General features: G+C 48.8%; 25 protein-coding genes. 3 read left to right on the plus strand and 22 right to left on the minus strand.

Features of this window, described 5'->3' with window-relative positions; all coding sequences use genetic code 11:
• Positions 1 to 114: 114 nt before the first annotated feature.
• From NSU18_RS03000 to NSU18_RS03055, 12 genes are all read right to left on the minus strand, one after another.
• Positions 115 to 666 (minus strand): hypothetical protein, encoded by a 552-nt coding sequence (locus NSU18_RS03000; RefSeq protein WP_341148163.1) that lies wholly within the window; start codon positions 664 to 666, stop codon positions 115 to 117.
• 137 nt (positions 667 to 803) lie between these two features.
• Positions 804 to 2,360, minus strand: coding sequence for a glycine betaine uptake BCCT transporter (locus NSU18_RS03005; protein WP_341148164.1), 1,557 nt, complete (start codon positions 2,358 to 2,360; stop codon positions 804 to 806).
• A gap of 119 nt (positions 2,361 to 2,479) precedes the next feature.
• Complete coding sequence (locus tag NSU18_RS03010) at positions 2,480 to 2,671, minus strand: hypothetical protein (protein ID WP_341022064.1); 192 nt, start codon at positions 2,669 to 2,671, stop codon at positions 2,480 to 2,482.
• 220 nt (positions 2,672 to 2,891) lie between these two features.
• Positions 2,892 to 3,476 (minus strand): GNAT family N-acetyltransferase, encoded by a 585-nt coding sequence (locus tag NSU18_RS03015; RefSeq protein ID WP_341148165.1) that lies wholly within the window; start codon positions 3,474 to 3,476, stop codon positions 2,892 to 2,894.
• 140 nt (positions 3,477 to 3,616) lie between these two features.
• Entirely contained in the window at positions 3,617 to 3,796 is a 180-nt protein-coding gene (locus NSU18_RS03020) for a hypothetical protein (protein ID WP_341148166.1), read from the minus strand.
• A 32-nt stretch (positions 3,797 to 3,828) separates the two neighbouring features.
• Entirely contained in the window at positions 3,829 to 4,851 is a 1,023-nt protein-coding gene (locus NSU18_RS03025) for a hypothetical protein (protein ID WP_341148167.1), read from the minus strand.
• Between the two features lie 91 nt (positions 4,852 to 4,942).
• The gene (locus NSU18_RS03030; RefSeq protein WP_341022058.1) at positions 4,943 to 5,779 is read right to left on the minus strand and encodes a class I SAM-dependent methyltransferase; all 837 of its coding nucleotides are present in this window, start codon (positions 5,777 to 5,779) and stop codon (positions 4,943 to 4,945) included.
• Between the two features lie 201 nt (positions 5,780 to 5,980).
• Positions 5,981 to 7,576 carry a glycoside hydrolase family 43 protein gene (locus NSU18_RS03035; RefSeq protein ID WP_341148168.1) on the minus strand — a complete coding sequence of 532 codons (1,596 nt, stop codon included), beginning with the start codon at positions 7,574 to 7,576 and terminating at the stop codon, positions 5,981 to 5,983.
• Positions 7,577 to 7,740: 164 nt separating this feature from the next.
• The gene (locus NSU18_RS03040; protein ID WP_341022055.1) at positions 7,741 to 8,088 is read right to left on the minus strand and encodes a winged helix-turn-helix transcriptional regulator; all 348 of its coding nucleotides are present in this window, start codon (positions 8,086 to 8,088) and stop codon (positions 7,741 to 7,743) included.
• Between the two features lie 45 nt (positions 8,089 to 8,133).
• Positions 8,134 to 8,880, minus strand: coding sequence for an SDR family NAD(P)-dependent oxidoreductase (locus NSU18_RS03045; RefSeq protein ID WP_341022054.1), 747 nt, complete (start codon positions 8,878 to 8,880; stop codon positions 8,134 to 8,136).
• A gap of 151 nt (positions 8,881 to 9,031) precedes the next feature.
• A complete protein-coding gene (locus tag NSU18_RS03050) occupies positions 9,032 to 10,771 on the minus strand; it encodes an ABC transporter ATP-binding protein (RefSeq protein WP_341148169.1) in 1,740 nt (579 codons plus the stop codon).
• A gap of 445 nt (positions 10,772 to 11,216) precedes the next feature.
• Positions 11,217 to 12,791: a peptide ABC transporter substrate-binding protein gene (locus NSU18_RS03055; RefSeq protein WP_341148170.1), complete on the minus strand. Its 1,575-nt coding sequence runs from the start codon at positions 12,789 to 12,791 to the stop codon at positions 11,217 to 11,219.
• Between the two features lie 243 nt (positions 12,792 to 13,034).
• Between NSU18_RS03055 and NSU18_RS03060 the strand changes: the two genes are divergently transcribed.
• Complete coding sequence (locus NSU18_RS03060) at positions 13,035 to 13,670, plus strand: FMN-dependent NADH-azoreductase (RefSeq protein WP_341148171.1); 636 nt, start codon at positions 13,035 to 13,037, stop codon at positions 13,668 to 13,670.
• A gap of 73 nt (positions 13,671 to 13,743) precedes the next feature.
• Here NSU18_RS03060 and NSU18_RS03065 read toward each other — a convergent pair whose 3' ends face one another.
• A complete protein-coding gene (locus NSU18_RS03065; RefSeq protein ID WP_341148172.1) occupies positions 13,744 to 14,652 on the minus strand; it encodes a LysR family transcriptional regulator in 909 nt (302 codons plus the stop codon).
• Between the two features lie 99 nt (positions 14,653 to 14,751).
• On the opposite strand from NSU18_RS03065, the gene NSU18_RS03070 reads away from it, so the two are divergent.
• On the plus strand, positions 14,752 to 15,633 hold the full coding sequence (locus tag NSU18_RS03070) for an alpha/beta hydrolase (RefSeq protein ID WP_341148173.1): 882 nt from the start codon (positions 14,752 to 14,754) through the stop codon (positions 15,631 to 15,633).
• Positions 15,634 to 15,642: 9 nt separating this feature from the next.
• Here NSU18_RS03070 and NSU18_RS03075 read toward each other — a convergent pair whose 3' ends face one another.
• From NSU18_RS03075 to NSU18_RS03105, 7 genes are all read right to left on the minus strand, one after another.
• Positions 15,643 to 16,392: an ABC transporter permease gene (locus NSU18_RS03075; protein WP_341148174.1), complete on the minus strand. Its 750-nt coding sequence runs from the start codon at positions 16,390 to 16,392 to the stop codon at positions 15,643 to 15,645.
• Complete coding sequence (locus NSU18_RS03080; RefSeq protein WP_341148175.1) at positions 16,389 to 17,138, minus strand: ABC transporter permease; 750 nt, start codon at positions 17,136 to 17,138, stop codon at positions 16,389 to 16,391. Before NSU18_RS03080 ends, NSU18_RS03075 begins: the two co-directional genes overlap by 4 nt.
• Positions 17,135 to 17,848 carry an ABC transporter ATP-binding protein gene (locus tag NSU18_RS03085; protein ID WP_341148176.1) on the minus strand — a complete coding sequence of 238 codons (714 nt, stop codon included), beginning with the start codon at positions 17,846 to 17,848 and terminating at the stop codon, positions 17,135 to 17,137. Before NSU18_RS03085 ends, NSU18_RS03080 begins: the two co-directional genes overlap by 4 nt.
• A 91-nt stretch (positions 17,849 to 17,939) precedes the next feature.
• Entirely contained in the window at positions 17,940 to 18,950 is a 1,011-nt protein-coding gene (locus tag NSU18_RS03090; protein ID WP_341148177.1) for a HAMP domain-containing sensor histidine kinase, read from the minus strand.
• Positions 18,947 to 19,624, minus strand: a complete 678-nt coding sequence (locus NSU18_RS03095; RefSeq protein ID WP_341022041.1) for a response regulator transcription factor — start codon at positions 19,622 to 19,624, stop codon at positions 18,947 to 18,949. The genes NSU18_RS03090 and NSU18_RS03095 overlap by 4 nt, the downstream gene beginning before the upstream one ends.
• The gene (locus NSU18_RS03100) at positions 19,614 to 19,814 is read right to left on the minus strand and encodes an aspartyl-phosphate phosphatase Spo0E family protein (protein WP_341022040.1); all 201 of its coding nucleotides are present in this window, start codon (positions 19,812 to 19,814) and stop codon (positions 19,614 to 19,616) included. The genes NSU18_RS03095 and NSU18_RS03100 overlap by 11 nt, the downstream gene beginning before the upstream one ends.
• 256 nt (positions 19,815 to 20,070) lie before the next feature.
• Positions 20,071 to 21,480, minus strand: a complete 1,410-nt coding sequence (locus tag NSU18_RS03105; protein WP_341148178.1) for a helix-turn-helix transcriptional regulator — start codon at positions 21,478 to 21,480, stop codon at positions 20,071 to 20,073.
• A gap of 236 nt (positions 21,481 to 21,716) precedes the next feature.
• Here NSU18_RS03105 and NSU18_RS03110 point away from each other — a divergent pair, with 236 nt between their 5' ends.
• A complete protein-coding gene (locus tag NSU18_RS03110; RefSeq protein ID WP_341022036.1) occupies positions 21,717 to 21,953 on the plus strand; it encodes a helix-turn-helix transcriptional regulator in 237 nt (78 codons plus the stop codon).
• Between the two features lie 91 nt (positions 21,954 to 22,044).
• Here the strand turns inward: NSU18_RS03110 and NSU18_RS03115 are convergent, their stop codons facing one another.
• On the minus strand, positions 22,045 to 23,052 hold the full coding sequence (locus NSU18_RS03115) for a hypothetical protein (protein ID WP_341148179.1): 1,008 nt from the start codon (positions 23,050 to 23,052) through the stop codon (positions 22,045 to 22,047).
• A complete protein-coding gene (locus tag NSU18_RS03120) occupies positions 23,045 to 23,797 on the minus strand; it encodes a (S)-benzoin forming benzil reductase (protein ID WP_341148180.1) in 753 nt (250 codons plus the stop codon). The genes NSU18_RS03115 and NSU18_RS03120 overlap by 8 nt, the downstream gene beginning before the upstream one ends.

A 23,797-nucleotide genomic window follows, 5' to 3' on the forward strand; every position in this document is an offset into this window, starting at 1 on the left:
GCTCGCAACCTGAAGCATCATAAGCAGCACCCCCTTCTTATTTCTATTCTCAGAATAGTATAAAGAAGGGGGGGCTGCTCCCGAAATCGTTTGTAATTATATCAAAATCGTATATTATTTCACGCTAAACCGGCTGCCTGAGTACCTTGAGACAAGCGGAATTGCACTAATGAAATACACTAAATCGAGCAAGAAGATGGTTATAGTTAAGCCCCAAGGGGCCGGACGCAGCAGGAACGCTGCAAGGAAACCTATCGAACCCAGGCTATTCAGCAAAGTAAACCATGGGTTACTGGTAGTCATATCCGGGGTATAAGGCTGGAGGAGGTAATACAGCAGCAAATGATGTACCGAGAAAATCACTGCTAACGCCAGCGTTAACAGCCATACCGGAAGCAGGTTCGGATGGAAGCTCCCTTCTGCGACAATCAGGATAAACACACTCAGAACAGCCGCCAAGCCTGCTCCGATCAGTATATTGCGCCCCAGCAGCCAGCGGAGGCGCAAGCGGAAATGCTGCAGCGCATCCTTCCGGTAGAAGGAATACCGCATCAGCGGCAGGTCGCAGTGGCGAAACAGCGCTCTGCACAGCTGATTGCCCATCGTCAATTGAAACATGGCCAGAATGATAAATGGTATATAGCGTTCAAGCTGTGTTAGCCTCATCCTCTTATGTTCCAGCTTCAGGCTATCTTCTGTGATCTTTAACACACACCTTTATATAATTTTAGTTAAGAATAACACCGGCTCTTGGAGGATGGAGGGTAGAGAACTTTTTTAACTAATGTTTCACAAAAGAATGATCAAATGGAATCCACATTAGGCTGAGCCGCTTCATGTTCCTCTAGTAGCCGCTTCAGCTTCTGGCGTTGGCGCTTTTCCCGTTGACGGCGCTCTTTGTCCTCCTCCTTAAGAGCCTTAAGCAGGGAGAAGCACATGCCGATCAGCACAATGGCAAAAGGTAAAGCTGCTGCAATGGAAGCGGTCTGCAGGCCGCTTAATCCGCCGCTAATCAGCAGCACTACAGCGATGGAGGACTGCAGAATGCCCCAGGTTAGCTTGACTCTTGCACTGGGATTGAGTTTGCCGTCTGTGGTTAGCATCCCTAGTACAAAAGTAGCCGAATCGGCTGAAGTAATGAAGAAGATCATAATCAGGATGGTAGCTATAAACGATACTATGGTGCCTAACGGCAGATGCTCCAGCATGACAAACAGAGCGGTCGTCGTATCTTGTTTAACGGCTGTGGCCAGCTCGGCAGCATCGAACAATTCCAGTTGCAGGCCTGTCCCGCCAAATACGGAGAACCAGACAAAACCAAACAGGCTCGGTATAATCAGGACGCAAATGACAAACTCCTTAATAGTTCTTCCTTTCGATACCCTGGCAATGAACGTTCCGACAAAGGGCGCCCAGGCAATCCACCAGGCCCAATAGAACAAGGTCCAGGCCCCTACCCAGGTTCCCTTGGAAAAAGGCGTTAATCTCAAGCTCATATTGACGATGTTTTGCAGATAGCTGCCTAATGTGGTGGTAAAGGTCTCGAAGATAAACGAGGTCGGACCCGTTATCCATACGAACAGCATCAGCAGAACGGCGATTACCAGATTGGTGTTGCTGAGGATTTTGATCCCCTTGTCCAGACCGCTGGTAGCAGAAATGAGGAACAGCACGGTCACTATTGCGATAATAACAATCTGAGCTGCTACGGTGTTCGGAAGCCCGAATAAATAATGCAGCCCTCCGTTAATCTGCAGAGCTCCGAGACCCAGCGAAGTCGCTACTCCAAATATCGTGGCAATCACTGCCAAAATATCGATGGTCTTGCCCAGCCAGCCGGAAACGAGCTTCTCTCCCAGTAAAGGGATAAAAGCTGAGCTGATCAAGCCTTTGTAACCTTTGCGGAACTGGAAATAAGCAAGCGTCAAGCCGATGACAGCATAGATCGCCCATGGATGCAGTCCCCAATGGAAAAAAGAATACCGCATGGAGATCCGTGCGGCTTCTGTCGTCCCTCCCGCTACGCCCTCTGGCGGAGATAAATAATGGGACAGCGGCTCAGCGACTCCCCAGTAGACAAGCCCGATCCCCATCCCTGCACTGAATAACATCGACAGCCAGGAGACCGTGGAATATTCGGGTTCATCATCATCGTCTCCCAGACGGATGCTGCCAAACCGGCTAAAGGCTAAATAGAAGGTGAAGATCAGGAAAAACAGAGTCGCCAGTAAATAAAACCAGCCGAAATTATGAATGGAGAAAGAGTACGCGGCATTTGCAGTACTGGCCATCTGGTCAGGCGCCACTGCTCCCCAGATTGCAAAAATCGCTACGATAGTAATTGAGATGATAAAAACCATTAAATGAACCTCCATGTGTAATGTATGTAGTATTTCAAGCAACAAACCAAAAAACCTCAGGAAACGCATCAAAGGCTTCCTGAGGGTCCATCCATTGTTCTTGTCCGTCAGGGTTCTGCTCAGTTCTGTCTATTCTCCACCGATTTCATCCGGTTCTGGTCGTCAGGCAGCCGGTCGTGACTGAATTCCTGACCTGCTTCTACTTCCCCGTCTTCGGATACAGCCCGGGCAAAGTTAGTGAACTGTCTCTTCTCATCATCCTGCTCATGCTTCAGCTTCAAAAGCTCCTTCGGGTCCTGAGTTGTCATCATACTAACCTCCTGAGAAATCTAATCATGCTGTTTATCTGCACCATATAAGTTTTTCCATACTATCGGGGTGCTTATGCACTAAGTTCACCGAAAGGATGTCATTCATTAACCTTATTGGGTAATAGATAAATCAAGAAGACTGAATCAGCTTTGGATGCCGGTACAAGACAAAACACACCGCCAGGTGTCTCAGCGGTGTGTTTTGTCTTGTCCAGCTACCCTATTGACTAACCTGCGAGCCTGTGACAATCGGCTTCACGAATACCGATTCGAACTCCTCGGCCAGCATATCCATCAGAATCGCATCATATTTTACGCCTCCGATAATACGGGCCTGTCTTCTTCTTCCAATCTCTTTGAATCCGACCTTCTTATAGCACTGAATTGCTCTTTGATTGAAGGCGAACGTCCCCAGCATAATGTTATTCAAATTCAGCAGATTGAATCCGTAATCGACCAGCAGCCTCATAGCGTCTGAGCCGAAGCCTTTTCCCCAAAACTCCTTATCGCCGATAAAAATACCTGCCATGGCATTCCGGTCGACAAGATTAACATCAAACAGCAGGCAGCGTCCAATGGCCATGTCGCTCTCCAGATCCACAATGCTGAACATATGCGTTCCAGACTTGAGTACATGCTCTATTCCTTCACGCTCCTTATCCAGAGATGTTAGCAGATAGGCTTCATTTCCAAGCGGGGCGGTTACCTCCAGATCATTGAACCAGCGTGTCCAAGCTTCTGCATCGTCAGTAGCCACTGTGCTTAAGTAACACTTCTTTCCGGTTAATTTCTTATAGTACTTCATAAATGCACTCCTTTTAGATTATCCTCGACCTTCACAAGCACTCCATCCCTATTCTCATAGACTCTGTTTTCATTTTTGACGATTTTGTTCATGATCTCTTCTTCCAGATTAACCCCCAGAATCTCCGCCAGTCCAATCAGTTAGATGGCAACGTCCGCTAATTCTTCACCGAGATCGCCCTTCTTCTTCCGGTAAGCATCGCAGGCTTCAGATAATTCGCCGTGAGTCAGGCAGAATTCCTGATAAATATCAGTAACATTGAACCCCTTCTCGATCTTATTCTGGTACACTCGCTTCTGGAGTTGTACTAAATCAATCACCGTGATCACTCCGATCTTTTGTATTATTGAACTTATCCTATATGCTTGCGCAGATGCACTAACGACATGGGCTTGATCCGCTGGGCTTCGGCGATATTCTCATACAATAGGTGGCTCTTGCCTGCCTGGGCAAACGTTTCACGTAAGGCTGCGATCCTTCCTTTTTTGAAATCAAGGAACTGGAAGTCCACCTGTTTCAGGTGCTCCATCGCGGTTAAAGGCTCTAACTCCTTCGCTGTCACGGCAGCAGAAATCTCCCGGAGCCCCAGCATTTCCAGCTGTGTTGCGGTCCATAAAGGGGAAATATCTTCCAGGGATTTCATGTTATCGAGTTCAAGCTGTATAAGCCCCGGCATATTAGAGAAGTCACACAAACCCTCCACCTTCGCCAAGGATAAGTGTAGGTATGCAAGATTGCTCATAGACTCCAGGACATCTAGCTCAGTTAAGTTACGGATAGCCGCCAGACTCAGCATGGGGACTCTAGAGTCTGCAAGCGCATCCAGTGACCCTTTCAAAATGGAGTCGTGAATGAAGAGGCACAGCAGCTTCGGCAACCGGCGGATAAATTCCAACTCATGAATCGTAGTCCGCAAGATTAAGGTATCCAGGCTGGAAGCATCGCCTATCGGTGTTAAGTCCTTAAATTGTCCATGGAGGGAGAGATATTGCAGCTGCTTGAAGCTGGAGATGAAGCTGAGGTCTACCGGCTTTTTGGCCATAATGGATAGAAACTGCAGCCGCTCCAGCTTGCCAAGCACGTTCAGATCCACACTATGATACAGGTTGAGCTGCAGGGCTGTGATATGTTTTAACTCCGCAATGGTCTGCAGTAATTCCTTGGTATATCGTCCTTTCGTGTCCGCTTGGCTAATTGACAAGACCAGATCCGGGCGTTCCGCAAATACATGCTGATCTAAGTCCAGCAGATCCTGAGGCTTGTCCACATCGAAGACATACGAAATAAGCGCACGCTCGCGCAGTTGCTTCACCGCTTGATCCATTTTACCTTTTGTCCAAGGTGCACCATTCATTGAGCTAGTCCATACTCCCATTCCCGTAATCCCCCGTTCCTTCGGATATAAAAAGTCCCGCCTGTTTGTGGCAGACGGGATTTTGATTAGGCATAATTATGAAGCCATAGGCTTATAGCTTACGCACCACATAGATAAGATTCATTCCACAATCCAGCGTGCCCGGCAGTTTGGTGAACGCGATTTCATGTTCGACAAGCAGCTTCCAGAATTCCTGGTCAGCCCGGGCATTCTCCAAGGCAGCGTCTCCGGCTTGCGTATATAGTCCGGCAGAGCTCCTTTCCAGAACATTAACCGGAAATCCGGCAAATAAAGCATCCAATTCAGAGCTCCTCATCATGTGGACGTAATGCTTACTGGGCACGGGGTAATGCTCTTCATCTTGAATCCCCGTATTCATGATCCATCTTGTCGCCTCGATCCCGAACTGGTCTTTCTCATAGCGGATGCCGTCCAGATAATACATGGAAGCGCCGATGAAGCTCATCGACCCGACAATCAGTAGGCCGCCCGGCTTAAGTACTCTCAGCAGCTCCCGGATACCATCCGCCTCTCTGTCCAAGAGATAATTGATGACACCGCCAATACATACCACAACGTCGAACGAAGCATCTGCAAACACACTCATGTCCAGTACATCTAACACATGGTAAGCCTTGATTCTGTCGTATAGAGACAGCTCCAGCATTTTGGACTTATTGAAGTCAATCTGATGGCTGGACAGATCAGCAACAGTTAATTCAGCACACATGGTAGCCAGATCTTTGGTGTACCTGCCTGAACCTGCGCCAATCTCCAACACTTGGTCCCCAGGCTTGATGTAACGCTGTAGAATGTCCAAATGCACCTGATACAAAAGCTCGCCTGGACCATCCTTCGTAAGCCGTGTCCATTCACGGTCACCATAGTTGTCATAACGGGTTCTTGGGATTTCGGGGTTGTAGCTCATGAAAGCCTCTCCTTTTCATATTCAATTGGAACATCGGAGTAATGCCGCTAATGTCGCTAATATCGCCTGCACTCATACAACCACCTCCTCCTTGGAATCCGTATGCATCTATTATACTAGTCCTCTGCCCATTTGACATCCTGAATTTTCCAAACTAAAGTTCAAACAAAAGCTCCCATAGAAAAATTCCTCAGTATGGGATTACCGTGACTCCAGAGAAGTTTTGGGCTTCCGGCCGCTGTTGTCCCCAGACTCGTAATTAAAGTATGCTACATCCATATAACCTTCTTCGCGCTCATGGTTGAAGCTGTATACGCCCACCCGGTCGCCCCGATAGTGGCCCCACCCCAGTCGGTACGTATCCCCGAAGCTTATGAATTGCTCCCCATCCAGACTGTATGCGCAGGTGCTCTCACCCTTCAAGTTCCAAACGGATCTGAACCATATTTCCCGTGTATCGATAGATGGCCCTAACCGGATAACGCCGGAGTTGTTATATCTTAGGACACGGGTTCCCTGCTGCTGATGAATACCAATCGTACAATAGGTCTGCCCAAAATGGCATAATCCCGCTTCCTGGTCGTCTGCCAATCCGCTCAAATCAAACTTAGCTGTGACTACATTATGTTTCACCCGATAGGCGCGCTGGGAAAGGGTATTACTGACCTTGAAGAAATCGTTCTTCGCGGAGGGCAGACAGGCATACAAGCGCAAATATCCGGCTCTCTCCGTCAAGGACCACTTATCCGCCTTGGGCTGATGATTCCATTCCCAGTATGGCTGAAGTGCGGGGTGATCGAAATCATCATTCATGGTCAAGGCCGCTGCGGGATAGCCGTTAACAGGCTTCATTCCGCCCCACACCATCTCTCCGATCCCGTCACCGTCTGTATCTTCACCGATGATTGGCCAGCCATCCACCCAGGACACCGGAAGCAGATGCAGGGTTCTGCCTTCGAAATAGCCGCCCGCCCCTTGATGACTGATGAAATACCACTCGCCCGCCGGGGTTTCTACCAGTCCGCCTTGATTCGGTTCCCGGTCAAGTTCCACTCCGTGGGTATGAATGAGTTCTTTTTCCTCATAGGGTCCGTACAGGTGTTCAGACCGCAGCATCATCACTACCCGCACGTCCTGCCCCTTCTCCCGCCGGACCTCACTGTGGAACAGGAAGTACAATCCGTTGATCTTGTAGAGCTTACTGGCCTCGCTTCCATTGAACTGATGCACCACTACGCCGCTGTCCTGTAGCAGACTTCTTCCGTCGTTACTAAGATTGAACAGATAGATCTGATAGTTGTCTGCAAAATTCGTGGCTACCATATACCCTTGGCCGTCATCATCCCAGAAGGGACAGCAGTCATCCCAGCCGGCTACCTCCCACATGCAGTGAAGCGGTTCCCAGGGCCCGGCCGGATGCTCAGCTGTACTCAGGAATAAGCCTTCGTCCGGTGTGAAGAAATACACCCAGTACTTATTGAGATGGAAGCGGATTGCCCCTGCCCACACCCCTCTGCCATAGCGGTTCATCCGGTCATACCGGTATTCCGGCCCGATCACCGTCAAATCATCTACCACATGACTGATTACGTTCCAATTCACCAAATCTTTGGAGTGCAATACCGCCATCCCCGGAGAGCAGTGTAGTGTGGAAGAGATACAGTAGTAGTCTTCGCCAACTCGTATCACATCCGGATCACAATAATCTCCGGGCATGACGGGATTGACATAGGTACCGTCTCCCTGGTCACCCCATTGTCCTTCTTTGGATAGGTTAGCGTAGTCTATTGCTGTCATTATGTCTCCTCCTCTGATGTATGCGGCTGAATGAAGTTACCTCTAAGTTAACAGGGTTGCAGACATTGTACTACAAATCTACCGAAGGTCAACATAGCGGCGGATACGCAGAAGAAGCCTGCTGGCAGCAGGCTCCCCGGGTTAGAACTATGCTTTTTACCGCATCAATCTAAATTTAAAATCTCAATCTCCCCAGGAGCGTAGGATTGTTCTGCGTAATTCTCTCCCCAGTTACAAAGCAGTTTCAAAACCGGTTCGAGGGACTGGCCCAGCTCTGTCGTTGAGTATACCACCTTAGGCGGTACTTGATTGTACATGGTTCTGCGGATTAATCCGTCTGTCTCCAGTTCCCGGAGCGTTTGGATCAGCATCTTTTGCGAGATATTATGAACAAGCCGCTTAAGCTCCCCTGTCCGCTTCGGTCCTTTGATTAAATAGTACAGAACAAGCCCCTTCCACTTCCCTCCGATCACCTCTAGTGTAACTTCCAGTTCACAGTGAAAGATTTTCATAACAATCCATCATCTCCCGAGTTGATGCACAAACGTTAAGCTGATTTAGATTTGAGCCACTCCTCCGTCTGCGAATAATTCAATGCCGTTCAAATAACTGCTCTCATTAGAGGCCAGGAACATGACCGCATTTGCGATCTCTTCTACCTGTCCAACTCTGCCGAGCGGGATATCTGTTTTGGCCTGTTCCAGGTAATTGTCAAGTTCGGAGCCAAACAGTTCATCGTACGCCGGTGTGACGACTGAACCCGGACTCAGGACATTCATCCGAATCTCTGTCCCTTTCGTATCCAGAATCCAGTTGCGGACGAGCTGACGAATCGCTGCTTTGGATGCGCCATAGATACTGAATGCGGGTATCCCTGTTGAACCGGCAGTTGAGCCTGTCAGGATAATGGAACCTTTTTGGTTAGGGAATAAGGATAATGCCTTTTGTACGGTGAAAATCGTTCCTTTGACGTTAACATCAAAAGTCTTGTAGTAGTGGGCTTCCGTAATTTCGCCTAACGGCAGGAATGACCCTAGTCCGGCATTGGCAAAAAGAATGTCCAGGTGCCCCTTTTCCCGCTGTACAGTGTCGAATAAGTTATCCAGATCCTCCAGCTTTGAGACGTCACCCTGAACGCCTGTAACATTCTTACCGATCTGCTGTACGGCTTCATCCAACTCCCGTTGTCTGCGTCCTGTGATAAAAACATAAGCCCCTTCTTGCACAAACTGTCGTGCCGCCGCAAGCCCGATGCCGCTTGTTCCTCCGGTTACAACTGCTACCTTCCCGTCAAATCTACCCATACTATTATACACTCCTTTTATGGTTTGTAGTTCCTATGAACGCTAGTATGGGGGAAAAGTTACAAGAAAAACAGTACCCACTTTTTTGTGATATAGTCACCAAAAGGTGATAATTGAGGGCGGCCTAAGGCTGGGTTATTCTGCTGAAGCGCTAAATTCTCTGCTTCTCCACCATCCTATAATACATTCCCTGTTGGGCCAGTAATTCGGCTGGACTGCCCTGCTCAACAATGCGGCCCTGATCCATGACCAGGATGACATCTGCATTCTTCACGGTGGACAGCCGGTGTGCAATTACCAGAATTGTCTGCTTTCCCTTCAGGCTCAGCAAGGTATCGTTCAGGTCACTCTCCGTCAAGGCGTCCAGGGCCGAGGTGTATTCATCCAGCATGAGAATCCGGGGTTCACCCATGAATGCCCGTGCTAATAGAATCCGCTGGACCTCGCCGCCGGAGAGATTGTCTCCATGGTTCTCCACCTGCTTGTCATACCCTTCAGGCATAGCTTGTACCAATGAATTCACATGGGCAAGGTTAACAGCAGCATTGAATTTGATCCAGGCTGCTTCATTCATTTCTTCCTTTTGTAGAGGATAAATGATGTTGTCAAGAATGGACTTGTTCCATAACACTCCCTTCTGGGGGGAATAGCCGACATATCGTCTTAGTTCATGTATGTCCAGTTCTTGGATCGGAACCCCGTCCAGGCAGATCTCCCCTTCATCCGGCTCTATGAACCTGTGGATCAGCTCGAATATCGTAGATTTCCCTGAGCCGCTTAATCCAACAATTCCCACGAAGGCTCCGGGCTGAACGTCCAGAGTTAAGCCGGTGATCCCAAAAGAATCTGACGAGGCGTAACGGTACGAGACATTCCTCATTTGCAGGAGGGGGACACGGTGATAGTCGGGAGTTGTAGCTCCTGATGAGATTTTCTCCAGTTCAAGGATGTCATTCAGGTTATTAATAATAACCTTCATGCGGCTCCTATCAATGTTCAGCGTAAACAGCGACTTGAAAATGCTATACAGCCTTGGAAGGATTATAATGAAGGCCAGCAATGTGCCTGGTGAGATGCGCCCTTTTAGAATCAGGAACAGACTATAGCCGTAAATGATGCCCGTAATGATGGAAATGACCGTATCCGCGACCAGGTTCAACACCACATGATGAAATAGCCTGGACTGTCTGGAGTTCTTCCATATCTCGTCATTCCAGTCGCTCCACCGCTGCTGCTCTGCCTGATGCCCGTTACATCGGTGAACCGCCTTCAAATTCGCGAAGAAATCATTCAAATAATGGATGCCCTTCTCCAAAAGGCAATAGTATTCCTTATCCAGCCGCTGAGTCTTGCTCCTGAAACGTCTGAAGCCATACATACACAAAGGAAACGAAAGGATGGCCGCGAGCGTAAGCTCTGCACTCATGGAGAACATGATCCACAGGGTTGCGATCAGCAGAATAGCATTCGATACCAAGGACATCAGGGTGTCTACCACAAAAATTTCACACAGCATCCCCACCTGTAAGGTGATCCGGTTAATGATCTCCCCTTTGCCGATACTGTCCATGTTTCTTGGCCGGGTCTGGAGTATGTCAGTGAACAGCCGCAAGCGCAGATTCTTGGATAAATGGTTGCCCAGCTCATTATTGTAATAAGAGGTGAGGCTGTTCAAGGCGGCGTAAACCACGGGAATAAGAATTAGCAAAAGCATGTAGAATGCAGCCGTACCGATCTGCTTGCCTGGCAGAATGTCATCGAACAGATCTTTGAACAGGCGGGGCTGAAGCGTCGAGACAAATGCGGCTACTATATTGAAGAATAGAATCATAACAAGGATTCCCTTACTATTAGACAATATCTCCTTAATCAACGTACGGGTCGGATTCATAAGCCGCAAAACCTCCTTCAAAGAGCGCAGCTTATGTAAGCATACCGGACAGGGGAAATGAAGTTAACCTGTCTAATAATAGATAATCACCTGTCAGATTATAGAATTCTTGTTAGGATTAATACGGAACAAATTCACCCGACGGGTGAAGGATGCGGGTGCCTTCTCTCACCGGCCGCATGTAATGAGCAGGATTGTTGCACTTTTGGCAGATTTCCTACCGAAAAGGTTACGGGCTACGCTACATTGTTGCATTATTTGCACGAATTTCAGTATTTAGAGCAAGTTAGCGCTGGATTTGTTGCATTTTGTGCAGGATTTCAGCATAGACCGCTTCTACGGGGCAGGATTGTTGCACTTTTTGCAGGATTTCCCAAACAACCAAATAGGCCAGCGTCCGCTAGGAATCGCTGGCTTCTGACTAACAATATGAATGATTACAGAATTACTTCCAATATCCCCGGCTGAAGGCAATGGAGCCGTCATAATCGATGTACACACCGGCAATCCGGGGATTGCGGAGAATATCGGCTACATAGTTATACACCGGAAGCATGACCGCTTCGCTCATCAGCAGCTGCTCTGCCTTGGCGTAGAGCTGAATCCGCTTCGTGGAGTCGAAGGTCTGCTCAGCCTGCTTAACGAATTCATCATACCGCTTATTCGACCAGCCGGAGTCGTTGTCGGCGCTGTCCGAACGGAAGTAATTCAGGAACGTGGAAGGATCGTTGTAATCTGCGGACCAGCCAGCGCGGGCTATCTGGAAGCTGCCGCTTTGCCGGTTGGCCAGGACAGTCTGCCAGCTCTGCACCTTAATGGTGGCGGTTACGCCGAGCTTATCATTCCATTGCTTGACGAGCCTTTTCACCAACGCAGCATGGTCGTCCCCCTCATTGACAAGGACCGTGAATGGCGGCAGCTCACTCAGCCCCTCTTGCCCCAGTCCTTTGTCCAGCAGCTCCTTGGCTTTGCTCAGATTCTCCCTATAGTAGGCTGCATCGCTAACCTCTGTACGATACTGTGCTCTGGAGCCGAAGATAGGCGAGGGTACGAATCCGTAAGCGGGTATGGCCATTTTCAAAGCTTTCCGGTCCACGGCCAGGGATAGCGCCTTGCGGATATTGATGTTGCTGAAGGGCTTCTGCCCCACATTGAACTGATAATAGTAGGTGGAGGCATAAGGGGCTTGCAAGAAGTAACTGGCTGCTACTGTATCCTTGTATTTATAATCCAGCAGGGTATTGCCGCCGCCCGCCCAATCCACCTGTCCGTTGACGAAGGCCGCTGTCGCATTCTCCGAATTCAGTCCCAGGGGAGACAGCAGATCAACCTCGCTCAGACGGATGGACGCAGTGTCGTAGTAATGAGGATTCATAACCAGCTTAATCTCTGTATTGGTCCGTGCTTGCAGTTGAAAAGGTCCATTCGAGATGCTTGCCGCTTCCTTTGCCTCCTGCGATACCGGATAATATTCCGGCTCTGCCAGGAGTGTAGGGAAATAAGCATATTTGCCCTTGAGTGTAACCTGGAGGGTATTGTCGTTGATGGCTTTTACCCCAACCTTGGCAAAATCCTTCAGCTTGCCGGTATGATAGCTCTCTGCCCCGGCTACATAGTACATTCTGAATATATTCCCGGACTTCAGCCCCGGTGTGAGCGCCTTCTTCCAGGCCCATATAAAGTCGGCAGCCGTCAGCTTCTTGCCATTGCTCCATTTGGCATTCGAACGCAGCTTGAAGGTGTAAGTCTTGCCGTCCGTTCCCATTGTCCAGGACTGGGCTATCCCGGGAACGGGCTTGCCGTTCTTGTCCAGCCGGACCAGACCCTCGTAGAGTGCATTTATGACGGTTGTCTTGTCCCGGTCTAGGCCCTCAATACTGGCCGGGTCCAGCAGGACCGGCAATTCATCCATACCAATGCGCAGCACCTGCTTCTCTGCCGCCGCGGCTGCACCGCTGCCTGGCACACTCCCCAGCACCATTAGCAGAATGACGAGTGCGGCCAACCAAATTTTTCTCATCTGAACTCCCCTTAGCTATGTAATGTCACACCCTCCCATCTTAGCATATCTGGTAAATTTTACTATGTGAACATTATCGGTCAGCAGCTGCTAATAAGCGGAATGTGTTCCTTCGCATGAATGTGCTGCATTAAGGTAAAAATAAAATTGCGTATTGACAAATATGCGACGTGTAACTAATATAATGACATGTAACAAAGATGGTTACAAGATGAAATTACAATACAAAGGATGGTACTAATTATGGCAAAAGTATTATACATCACCGCTCACCCGCATGATGAAACACAGTCCTACAGCATGGCTGTCGGCAACTCGTTCATTGAAGCCTACAAGCAAGCACATCCGCAGGACGAAGTCGTGACTGTAGATTTGTATAAAGAGCATATTCCTCATATCGATGCAGACATATTCAGCGGATGGGGAAAACTCCGTTCAGGCACAGATTTCAGCGAATTGTCCACTGAGGAGCAGGCTAAGGTTACACGCCTCGCTGAATTGTCGGATCAATTTATCCAGGCTGATAAATATGTATTTGTAACGCCTTTCTGGAACTTCTCTTACCCGCCTGTCATGAAAGCTTATATTGATGCAGTTTCGGTGGCCGGGAAATCATTCCAATATACGGAACAAGGGCCTGTAGGGCTGTTGACTGACAAAAAAGCACTACACATCCAGGCACGCGGCGGGTTCTACTCTGAATCTCCAACAGCAGAGCTTGAAATGGGCCACCGCCATCTTGAAATCATAATGAATTTCTTCGGCGTTCCTTCCTTCGAAGGCTTGTTCGTTGAAGGTCATAATCAAGTTCCGGCTGAGGCGCAGGAGATTAAAGAAGCTGCCATCCGCCGTGCCCAAGATCTTGCCCAAACCTTCTAAGGATATGAATGGAGAACAAACAAAAACTCTGATCTGCATGTATGCAGTCAGAGTTTTTTTGCAATGCAGGATGTTAAGGGGCAGGCGAACCAGGGTCCACATAACCTATTAGCTTAGCTGTGAATTCTTTAACCCTCGCTGGAACCGGTTCCCCGGCCAGAGTAATTCTTCCCAGAATGGCCTGATCCAGCGTAAGCTGCTGTAACGGAATAGTAACCAGGTGTTCGCGGTAAACTGAGGATAGTGCATTCACTATAAAGTCCGGGGCGATGGTAATCGCGTTGGCTTTGACAACCATTTGGCATAAGGCATCCGTATTGTTGGTCACCAGCGCAATGCGGTTCGACGCATGTGCAGACATCAGATAGCCGGCAATTTTTCCGATATGCTCATCCTTATAGAGTACAAACACTTCATTCTTCAAATCCTCCGGGGTGATGGTTGTATAGTAGCGCAAGGGAGAAGCGGTATTCACGATTAGTACAGCAGTACCTTCTGCAAGTGGCAGCCATTCAAAAACAGCATTCCGCTGGGCATGGCTGTATGAGAGTATCCCCATATTCGCCTCCCCCTCCTGCACATGCTTCATGACGCTTTCAGTATCCCCTTCGATCATCTGCACCTTCAGAAACGGGGATTTGACCATCAGCTCCAGCGTGGCCTGAACCACCTGGTGAACGAGGCCGGGAATGGTTGATATGGTGATGCTCTCTACATGTTCTTCTTTAAGGCCGGATAATTCAGTGTACATCGATTCAATATTTTTAAGGATAGCTGCCGCATGCTGCAGGATGAGCACACCTTCTTTGGTGGGGACAACTCCTTTTTTGGTACGGTGAAAAATAACGGTATCCATCTCATCCTCAAGCTGCTTAATGGATTGGCTAATGGTCGGTACTGTCAGGTGATGCACGCTTGCTGCCTTAGTGAATGAGCCCAGACTTGCTGCAGACATCAAATATTGTAGCTGTGAAATGTTCATAGCCTGTGCCATCCTTAAATTTTAGTTTATAGCACTTAATTATAATTAAATATCTTTTATGATACAAATCGGGTATCTTAAGGGCAGGAGGTCGATAACATGCGCAGTATACGAAGCTTCTTGGTAGAACGGCTGCTGTTCCTGAATAAAAAGAAAATCAATGCCCGCGAGTATATGGAGCAGCGCAGAGCGATAAACAGTCTTCCCTATGTATTGCCTGTGAAGCTCCAGTCCAAATATAAGATCTTTCAGGACCACCGCTTTCCGGTAGACACCTATGTCCTGAAATCCGCTTCCCAGGCGGACGCCAAGCAGATTCTCTTTATCCATGGCGGAGGGTATATAGAGCAGCCCTTGGTGTGGCACTGGCATTTTGTGCACAAGCTCACTCAGCATTTAAATAGTACAGTCTATGTGCCCGTATACCCGAAGGCTCCGAACTATCAGGTGATGGATGCGGTCCAGAGTGTTCTGAGTGTCTATAAGCATCTGCTGGAGAACGGGAAGCCTGAGAATATCGTGATTATGGGCGATTCAGCCGGCGGCGGGCTGTCCCTGGCCTTCGCTCAGTATCTGTCCGAAGCAGGCTTGCCGCAGCCGGGTAACATCATTCTGTTGTCTCCATGGCTTGACATTACCTTAAGCAACCCTGAAATCGCAATGATGCTGGATAAAGAACCGATGCTTGACTGGGAAACGTTAGTGGAAGCGGGGAAAAGATACGCAGGGGATCTTCCGGGGACGCACTATCTGGTTAGTCCGATCTATGGAAAACTTACGAATCTGGGAACCCTTACGCTGTTCATCGGAACCCATGAATTCTTCCTGCCGGATGCCCGGAAATTCAGAGAGCTCGCCTCCCGGAATTCCGTGAACATCCATTATTATGAGTATCCAAAGATGAATCATGTGTTTCCAGTGTTCCCTATTCCTGAAGCCAAGAAGGCCTTGAAGCAAATCATCGACATCATCCAAAGATGAATTCTGATCCTAAGCTTCCCGCTTACGGTGCAACATTATCGCTGCTGTTAGGAACAATATTGTCCATAATATGGATATTCCTGTTCCTTGCACACGTGTAAGAGTATTATGGGGATCAGCGGAAGGCGGCGCATACATGTGATAACCTGCGGCATCTGGAAGATAGTCGGGCAGATAAGCTCCGGCCAATGGACTGACAATGAAATAATAACCAAGTAAGATGACCAGGGCGGGAGCGGTGTTTCTCAAAATAGCGCCTGCCGCTGCACCCAGCAGCGCGGTTAAGGTTAAATAGCCTGTGGCCCCTGCCAGGCTAGCGGCCATCAGGTATGGGTCAATGTCTGCGGAAGTGTCTCTGAGCATCGTTAAGGAATACATTACACCAGATTCGGCCATAAGAAACGCCGCAGGCACCGCGATCATAGCCAATGCCAGATGCTTCACGGACAATTGCAGCCCGCGCCAGGGGATTGCAGTGAGCGTTGTCCTTATCTGTCCTCCTGTATACTCTGAAGCTGTGGCTGTGATTCCAAGCATCATGAAGCCAGCTTGGAGATACCGCAGCGAGGCCAGTCCTGCATTCAGGATTGTATACGTTCCTGCTCCCTCCTGCAGAGCCACAGAAGTATAAGCCGCAGTCACTACGCACTGAGCGACGAATGTCCCTGCCAGAATGAGCCATACCGCAGGCAGGGTCACTAACTTCACCCATTCTGCACCAAGGATTCTTGTGAACTTCCTTCCAGCCGGGATTTTCATACCCCAACATCCCTTCTGCGGAAGACAATCGCTGCGATGGCCAGAAGGCTAGCTGCCCAGGCCAGCATAACCAGACCGCCTGCGAGCGGGGTGTGATAGGCGTCGCTCATAGACATGAACATATCAATGCCGGCCCTGTCCGGTAAGTAATAGGCCAGCTTCGTCACCTTAGCGAGCAGGACACTGAAGGATACCAGCGATGAATTGATTATAAGCACTGTAAGCGGGATCATGCCGTTCTTCGTCAGAACGGTGAAGCTGAAGGCGATCAGCGCAGTAAATATCCAGTAACCGATGGCTCCGGCCAGTCTCGTCCACTCCATGGCCGGGGCGAATTCTCCGAGAATCAGGCGTGTTACCGGCACAATAGCCGCTATAGCCATGATGCACATCAGAAGGGTGACTACGCTCACCGCTGCTGCTTTTGCCAAGAGCACTTGAAGCCGGGAGGATACCGCCGTTAAGCTTGTGTTGATCTGCTGCCCGTGTCCGGCCCCGCTGCTCTCTGCCGCATACTCACTGCTGACCGCCAGCACCCCCAGAAGAATGACGCCCTGTACCCCGAAGCCTAAGCCAAGATACCCTAATTCCGGCAGCCGGTTGCTAATACCAGCCAGAATATCCTCCTTCTCAGCGATACAGTCCAAAGCGGTAAATGCCGCAGGTCCCAATACTCCTATTAGGAAGGCCAGCCATATGCCCGGCAGGGAGAACAGCTTGGACCATTCCGCATGAACGGCCCTCATCGCAGCTCACCACCTTGTCCCGAGGTCAGGGCGAAGAAGGCCTGCTCCAGCGTGGAGTGGCTGCCGGTCACCTCGCCAAGTGTGCCGTCCGCAACGATTCTCCCCTGCTTAATGATCACCACATCGTCTACTGTCTCAGCCAGCTCGCCCATAAGATGACTGGAGAGCAGCACCGTATTCCCGGCCTCTGCACGTTGCCGCAGAAAGGTCCGGATCCAGCGGATGCCTTCCGGGTCGAGCCCGTTCACGGGTTCATCCAGGATCAGAATCTCCGGGTCTGCAAGCAACGCTGCAGCGATCCCCAGTCTTCTCCCCATGCCGAGAGAATATCGCGTCACTCTAGTGCCTGCCGCCTTGGTAAGACCTACAATATCCAGCACCTCTTCGACACGTGACCGGGGCAGACCGGCAGCGCAAGCGATCCAGCGCAGGTGTGCGCGTCCGCTCCGCATCGGATGGGCTCCAGATCCGTCCAGTGCAGCACCTACGGTTCGCAGCGGATGCTGTAATTCAGCAAAGGGCTTGCCATGAATCAAGGCGCTGCCGGAGGTGGCATGATCCAGTCCGAGCAGAATGCGGAGTGTAGAGCTTTTGCCGGCCCCGTTCGGCCCGAGGAATCCTGTGACTCTTCCGGGTCTCGCTTCGAAGGTGATCCCGGATAGAATCTCCTCCTTGCCGCGGCGTTTGACTAAGTTATTGATAGTAATCAACCATAACACATCCTTTCGTTATGGTGCTAAGTATACAGATGCAAGGTTACATCCCGGTGGGCAGGCCGTTTACTTCCGGGTTAACTTCAGGTTACATTTTCCCAATGACTACCCTTGTCCCCTGCCCGCTGGAGTTGAATTCAGCCTTCAGGCTCATTGTATTCAGCATATAATGTACGGTCGACAGCCCTATTCCCGCCCCGCCACCGTATGCGGAATGATCCATGCCTAAGCCTCTGTCAGCGACAAGAATCCTTTCCTCCTGCACATCGACAGCGATATAAGCATATTTTCCGTCCGCTGCATGGCGGATGATATTCTGAAACAGATTATCCAGCACCCGGGTCATCCATTTGGGATCTGCCGTCCAGTGGAAGCTCTCTTCTGTGGGCAGATCAACATCGACCTGAATGCCATGTTCTTCAAAAACCGGATACCATGCAGCAACCGAGGCTCTTACCAGGCGCCCCATGTCTGTGGTTGCAGGCTCGAAGGGGTATTTTCCTGAGGTAAGCAAGGTATACGAGAGCAAATCATCCATCAGTTCTCCGGTCCGGGTAATGGTCTGGTTGATCTCGGCTAAGGAGCTCTGAGCTTCAGCACTCATAGGTTCTTTGTTCAGCCGGGTGACATGTCCCCGCATGATGGTCAGAGGTGTCCGCAGGTCGTGGGACATGTTGGCAATAAGCCGTTGCCGCAGCGCTGCCTCTTCCTGCTCCCGCCTGCGGCTGTCTTCCAGCTGCTGAATCATCCGGTTGAAGGAACCGCCTAACTGGTCTATTTCATCCATGCGGTCCTTTTGAATCAGGACAGGCTCAGGCCACGAATCGGTAGCAGCGGGAGTAGCGGACATAGCATCCTGTAACCGGGTCAGACGTTTGCGGAGTTTCCAGAAGAACAGCCAGGATAGAACAATGAACGCCAAAATAATGCCAGTGAATATAAGGACTGTAATGTAAAACAGATTCAGCGTATTGAACCTTGCCTCTGGCCCGGAAGTTCCAAAGAATGATGAGAAGACCATCAGCGTGAGGGGCGGAAGAAGGATGAACAGAAAGTGCAGCTTCAAAAAATGCCGGAATAAGGAGCGGGGCTGCTTCATCGCTTCACCCGGTAGCCGATTCCCTTCAGCGTCTCAATAATCTCCGGGGTCTCCGGGTCACGCTCCAGCTTCTGCCGCAGCCGGTGGAGATGTACCAGCAAAGTCTTGTCGCCAGGAATATAAGCTTCCTCCCAGACAGCTTCATAGAGCTGTTCCTTCGGCAGAACCTGATTCGGATGCCGCAGGAAATACATCAGTATCTGATGCTGCTTCCCTGTCAATATGATCTCTTCTCCTGTGCGCTTGTCATACAGAGTCTGGAGCTTCATATCCACTTCAATATGAGTACCCAGTGTAATAAGATCTGAGGAGACTCCTCCGCTGCGGCGGATCAATACCTCCAGCCTGGCCACCAATTCATCGGTATGGAAAGGCTTAGTCACATAGTCATCCGCGAATTGCAGTCCCTCCACCTTATCGTCGACAGAGGTCCGGGCGGTCAACAGCAGCACCGGAACGGCGGGTGCCGCCTTTTTCAGCCTTTTGCCTATAGTGAATCCATCTAAGCCCGGCAGCATGATATCCAGAATAACGACATCATGCTGCGCGGCCTCAGCCTCGGCTCCCTCACCGGACAGCAGCCATTGTACCGTATATCCCCGCTGCTCCAGCTCCTCTTTGACCCAGGTGCCGATTCGCTCATTATCTTCAATATAAAGTATGCTAGTTCTCAAGTGATTTCCTGCTCTCTATTAATCTCTGCTGCTCTCCCTTCATATTATACTGGTTAATCAATTCATCCAATACCATGGATTGCTTAAGGACCGCAGGATGCTGAAGATCATGATGTTTCTCCGCCAGAATGTGAAGCCGGCTCCGGGCACGTTCAATACGGACCTGCACGAGCATGTTTCTGTTCACCATAGAATCCTCCCTTTATGCTATCATAGGGTTTTATGACAGATAATAGGATATCTATTTGATTGCACAAAACAACCCCACAAAGTGGAGCTTGGCTTCGATGTAGAATCAGGTACATTGCGAGGCCACCGAAACATAAAAAAGGCGCCCCCGAGATGTCAGGAGCACCCTTGTGTATTTTTGCGAAAATGATTAAGTTCCCCAGCCATGTCCCATCGTAGTCACCAAGGTTAACGTCGTTGAAATAACAATCGAAACACTACAGAGCGTCAAGAAGAATAAGATCTTTTTTCGCATTGAGCTGATACACCTCACTTGATAGATTTTTGAATCTTCCCTGCAGTTCCTGATCTGCGAAATCCCTATATTCCTCAAAAAGTGTCATACAAGCAATCATATTTCGACTGCTATTCATGGTAATTGATATTTCCAAACCTGTTAGTAGAATACTTAATGCGCTCTCAGTATCCTTTTTCTGATTGAAATGATAGATTGCCAGCTCTATGAGGAATTGCGCATAGCTCTCTTGCAGAATGGCCTGCTTGTAATCGCCACAATCTGTCTTGCCCGATTCATAGGGTATGTATGGCGCGAACCGCTCTAAGATGCTGTCAATATTAAGCTTAAATACATTCGCCGCTTGAACGATATAACGCAATGCTACAAATATTTCATTCTCTTGAAGCGCTATATAATTGACGTACTCATGGATTACATCCAATTCTCCGGACATTAACCGGTATAGATAGGTGTTAGCAACAGCCCATTCTGTAAATTGTGCAGTGATCTGCCTGGATTGTTCATCGCTCTCCTGTACCCAGCGTTCGGCATTTGCATACAGATCTACAAAGGATAAGGCCCGCCCGTAATCGCCGCTCGCTTCGCTGGCTGTAGCTCTGGCTAAATATGCATACAGGATATAATAGTAGAAGGGACGCTCAGGACGCTTCAACCCTTCTTCTATGATGTCAGACCGGCGGCCTTCCAGCTCATATTGAACAGATGCTACCCGGTGCATTTCCTTAGCGAGTTCATCCACTCTTTTCCACTTGTGTACCAGACCATATATATGCATTAGCTGTTTCATTGCATCGAGCTGATCGGCTGCATCTAGGCGGCTTACATATAACTCAAATTGAGTGGCTGCACGTAACTTCTCCTCCAGATCCTGTTGTTCTTCTAATTCAATCTGAAATATACGGTACTGGCATAATGCTAACTGTTCGGAATGCTGATACTTTTCGGCTTCGCTCACACCCTGATACAATATCCTTGCAGCACTGCGTTTATTGTCCGCATAAAATTGCTCAGCGAATTCAAACAGTAAAGAGGCATAAGATAAATCCTCCAGCAAACGGTTCACAATCTGTTCAATACAATCCAAACGATCTAGTTCTGCACACCGGAAAATAAAAGGGCGTATACGCCGCATAGAGACTACAAAGGAAAAGCATTCCTCAATGTATTCTTCAAAAAAATAGTCCTCCGGCAGCTCCATTCCAGCAGTAATCGCAGCCAGCTGTGCCATGGAGATTGGATGTTTACCTTTTAAGATCCGGCTGAGCGTACCTGAATTGAGACCCGATAACTCCGCAAAATGGGAATGTATCATATGATTGCTGTTCATATACGCGAGCAGGTCTTCCCGGATAGAATTTACCGATCCCAAACCCACACACCTCCTTCCATAAAATAGGATTAAAAGCAAACGTATAGTTGATACTAAAGTTGAATCAAACGGCGGTAAATACAAAGGGATATTTTACTATTTATCCCGTTTACATCTATTATTATATACTGAAAAACAATTTACGCAATATATTTCGTGTATTATAAAGCGTTAAATTAACTTCTTTCCTCCCCTATCATAAAAACATACCGAAAAGTTGAGGGAGATATTGCATTTTGAGGATAAAGGATGCACGGAAAGCCGCAGGGTATACCCAAGAATCCATCGTACATCAGATCAATGACACCATGAAATGCACCTTGCGTAACTACCAGAATATTGAGTACGGTGTGGTCCTCCCGAACGTTACATTGGCGCTTCTAATCAGTCACTTGCTTGGCGTTGATCCCCGTGAAGTAGATGAATGGAAATACTCAAATCAACGTGCAGATGCGCAAAAAAATGGCAATTGAATTTCCATTTGACCTATCAGTTCGTTGATAAGCAAAAAACCACCGGTTAAGGGATGGACCTTCAACGGTGGTTTTTTATTTTTACAACGCATTAATCCTTATAAATTCTCCTGTAGCTGTCACGCAAGCTGATTCCGTCGCCTTCCAACACAGTGACAACATAATCCCCCAGGTCTTCGGAATAATTAAAGTGCACATTGGTCCCTGAATCCAGGAAGACGATCATGACATCCAGGCTGCGGCATTGCTCGATGATCTGAATACCGTTATGCCGGGCAAACCCCTGGAAATCTCCCCACGTACGGAATTCGTTATTCTGCTGCCCTTCACCATTCGCATCCCCATCGTGTTCCGGGATGAACTTCATATTCTCGCCGGTGAGTTGCAGCTTCTCATCATAAAAGATCTCCAGCAGCCAATGCTTGAACTGAAATCCCAGTATCGTTCCTGTGATGCTGCTGTGGCTTTCTTTGGTGGTGCACAGCGTGAGCAGCTCCGGAAACTGGAGTTTCTGCCCCGGCAGCTTGAAGAATCCACCGTGCTTCAGGTAGCTGCTGACTGTACAGCCCATGCTCTCCATCTCCAGGATCATTGGCTCAGCTATAATGCGGCTCAGTTTGCTCGAGTTGCCATAACGACTGCTAATCTGATCCAATAGATAATCGCCATGCTCCGCCGAGTATTGGAAAATTACCCGCAGTCCGTTACTTAGATGTGCTCTAATACTCTTACGGGTCTGCGTGAAGCTTACGGTGGTCAGCCCAAGCTCTGCAAGGTAATTCGGGAACTGCTGCCATAGGCGCATGTCATCCCCCGTAACTCTCCGTCCTCTACGGTTAAAGTTAAGCTGCGAACCGAAGTAGCCTTTAACGGTGTAGATTAAGCTTAAACTGCATTGCCGGAACTCAAATTCCAGGCTGAGACCGTGCTCACTCCTGTAGCTGGCTTGACAGTCAAGCATAAGCTCCCGTAGCGTCCGTCCGCGATTCTCCGGTATTTCCATATACCCGCCGTATGTTATGAAGTCATCAAGCTGCTTAAAGCTGCTTACTTTTCTGGAGGGACTGATGTTCATCACCTTTCTCTCAGCATTAATCAATGGTTTCGACAATTGCAGTCTTTCCGAAATCTTCACTTACAAGAATCTCAATTAATTTAGATGCTGTGTATTCCGGGGAGTGCAGCTTGCCTTCCTCAGATAGCTGAATGAATTCATTAACATAGGGGAACAGCTCAGCGGGAACGGATCGTATATCTGATTGCAAGCTTGTATCGATCATGCCTGGATACACTGCTGCTGCTTTTGCCGGATAGGCAGCCAGCTTTTGTTCGATGTCTATACATTTGGTAAAAGTGTCTAAACCAGCTTTCGCAGTACTGTAGGCGCTTTGTGAAGGCAGTATGTACTTTGCAGAAGCTGAGGATATATTCAGGATTCTTTTATCCACATTCATATGCTTGGTAAGCTGTAAAAAGTTGGAGGTAATCACCATCGGTGCTAACAGATTCAAATGGAGGTTCTCTACGATTTGCTCCGTCACTAACTGATCAATCGGGCACACAGGAATCAACATGGCGGCATTATTGATCAGATAGACGGCTTCGCCGCTGGAATGAACAGCAATTCGTTGAAAAATCTCTTCACAAAGCTGATCGAGACCACCAATATTCGTTAAATCATAATTGAAATAATCCATGTGACAATCCAGTTCCTTCGCACGTGCCATGAGTCCTTGGTTAACCGTTCTGGATATGCATATCAGATGGTGGGACGGGTCGATGAATTGATTAGCTAGGGATTCACCGATTCCTCTGGAGGTACCTGTAATAATAATATGTTTCAA

The sequence above is a fragment of the Paenibacillus sp. FSL H8-0048 genome (genome assembly GCF_038002825.1).
Taxonomy (GTDB): Bacteria; Bacillota; Bacilli; order Paenibacillales; family Paenibacillaceae; genus Paenibacillus_AQ.

What these genes read in the sequence shown, in the direction of transcription:
- NSU18_RS03000 (WP_341148163.1), bottom strand. Translation starts at nt 666, where the DNA reads ATGAGGCTAACACAGCTTGAACGCTATATACCATTTATCATTCTGGCC.
- NSU18_RS03005 (WP_341148164.1), bottom strand. Translation starts at nt 2,360, where the DNA reads ATGGTTTTTATCATCTCAATTACTATCGTAGCGATTTTTGCAATCTGG.
- NSU18_RS03010 (WP_341022064.1), bottom strand. Translation starts at nt 2,671, where the DNA reads ATGATGACAACTCAGGACCCGAAGGAGCTTTTGAAGCTGAAGCATGAG.
- NSU18_RS03015 (WP_341148165.1), bottom strand. Translation starts at nt 3,476, where the DNA reads ATGAAGTACTATAAGAAATTAACCGGAAAGAAGTGTTACTTAAGCACA.
- NSU18_RS03025 (WP_341148167.1), bottom strand. Translation starts at nt 4,851, where the DNA reads ATGGGAGTATGGACTAGCTCAATGAATGGTGCACCTTGGACAAAAGGT.
- NSU18_RS03030 (WP_341022058.1), bottom strand. Translation starts at nt 5,779, where the DNA reads ATGAGCTACAACCCCGAAATCCCAAGAACCCGTTATGACAACTATGGT.
- NSU18_RS03035 (WP_341148168.1), bottom strand. Translation starts at nt 7,576, where the DNA reads ATGACAGCAATAGACTACGCTAACCTATCCAAAGAAGGACAATGGGGT.
- NSU18_RS03040 (WP_341022055.1), bottom strand. Translation starts at nt 8,088, where the DNA reads ATGAAAATCTTTCACTGTGAACTGGAAGTTACACTAGAGGTGATCGGA.
- NSU18_RS03045 (WP_341022054.1), bottom strand. Translation starts at nt 8,880, where the DNA reads ATGGGTAGATTTGACGGGAAGGTAGCAGTTGTAACCGGAGGAACAAGC.
- NSU18_RS03050 (WP_341148169.1), bottom strand. Translation starts at nt 10,771, where the DNA reads ATGAATCCGACCCGTACGTTGATTAAGGAGATATTGTCTAATAGTAAG.
- NSU18_RS03055 (WP_341148170.1), bottom strand. Translation starts at nt 12,791, where the DNA reads ATGAGAAAAATTTGGTTGGCCGCACTCGTCATTCTGCTAATGGTGCTG.
- NSU18_RS03060 (WP_341148171.1), top strand. Translation starts at nt 13,035, where the DNA reads ATGGCAAAAGTATTATACATCACCGCTCACCCGCATGATGAAACACAG.
- NSU18_RS03065 (WP_341148172.1), bottom strand. Translation starts at nt 14,652, where the DNA reads ATGAACATTTCACAGCTACAATATTTGATGTCTGCAGCAAGTCTGGGC.
- NSU18_RS03070 (WP_341148173.1), top strand. Translation starts at nt 14,752, where the DNA reads ATGCGCAGTATACGAAGCTTCTTGGTAGAACGGCTGCTGTTCCTGAAT.
- NSU18_RS03075 (WP_341148174.1), bottom strand. Translation starts at nt 16,392, where the DNA reads ATGAAAATCCCGGCTGGAAGGAAGTTCACAAGAATCCTTGGTGCAGAA.
- NSU18_RS03080 (WP_341148175.1), bottom strand. Translation starts at nt 17,138, where the DNA reads ATGAGGGCCGTTCATGCGGAATGGTCCAAGCTGTTCTCCCTGCCGGGC.
- NSU18_RS03090 (WP_341148177.1), bottom strand. Translation starts at nt 18,950, where the DNA reads ATGAAGCAGCCCCGCTCCTTATTCCGGCATTTTTTGAAGCTGCACTTT.
- NSU18_RS03100 (WP_341022040.1), bottom strand. Translation starts at nt 19,814, where the DNA reads ATGGTGAACAGAAACATGCTCGTGCAGGTCCGTATTGAACGTGCCCGG.